The following is an 843-nucleotide window of genomic DNA, read 5'->3' on the forward strand; positions in this document are numbered from 1 at the left end:
CCGCCGATGACGACGGGCACGTCTCCGAGGCCGACCGCGCGCAGTTCGGCAATCGTTTCGCGGACCAGATCAAGGTGACTGCCGGAGAGAATGGACAGACCCACGACATGCGCGTTGGCTTCCTTGGCCTGCGCGGCAATCTCGGATGGAGTGAACCTGATGCCCTCATAGACCACATTCATGCCGACTTCCCGGCCACGTGCCGCGATCTGTTCGGCGCCGTTGGAGTGGCCATCGAGACCCGGTTTGCCGAGCACATAGGTTAGCTGGCGCCCAAGGGCTTCGGAGACACGCTCGACGTCCTTGCGGACAGCGGCCGCATCTTCCTCGCCATCGGTCTTGATAACCATGGCGACGCCCGTGGGTGCTCGGAATTCGCCAAACACGTCCCGCATTGCCGTGCCCCATTCACCTGTCGTGACGCCGGCCTTCGCGCAGGCAATCGAGGGCTCCATGATATTGGTCCCGTCCTGTGCGGCTTGCTTCAGCGCTGCGAGCGCATTTTCAACGGCGCTTGCATCTCGCTTGCTGCGCCATTCTTTCAGGTCGCGAACCTGGGCGGATTCCTCTGCCGGGTCGACCGTTTGGATCGATCCGTCGCCGCCTGCGAGTGGGCTCTCCGCCGTCTCGACATAGCGGTTGACGCCAACCACGGTCAGATCACCGCTCTCAATCGCCTTGATGCGATCAATATGTGCGCCGACGAGGCTCTCCTTCATATGGTTGATGGACTGGATTGCGCCGCCCCGCGCATCTAGGTCAGCCAGCGTATCCCGGGCCAGCGCCTTCAGCTCTTCTGTTTTGGATTCGATGACATGGCTGCCGTCGAAGATGTCTTCGTAT

Annotated in this window: 1 protein-coding gene; it reads right to left on the reverse strand. The window is 61.8% G+C overall.

Translation table 11 applies throughout. The features are described 5' to 3' along the window. Positions 1-843: methylmalonyl-CoA mutase family protein (locus tag B2P82_RS11445; RefSeq protein ID WP_290497124.1), on the reverse strand; the 843-nt coding region annotated here is incomplete at both ends.

This window comes from Hyphomonas sp. UBA4494 (assembly GCF_002388935.1).
Taxonomy (GTDB): Bacteria; Pseudomonadota; Alphaproteobacteria; order Caulobacterales; family Hyphomonadaceae; genus Hyphomonas.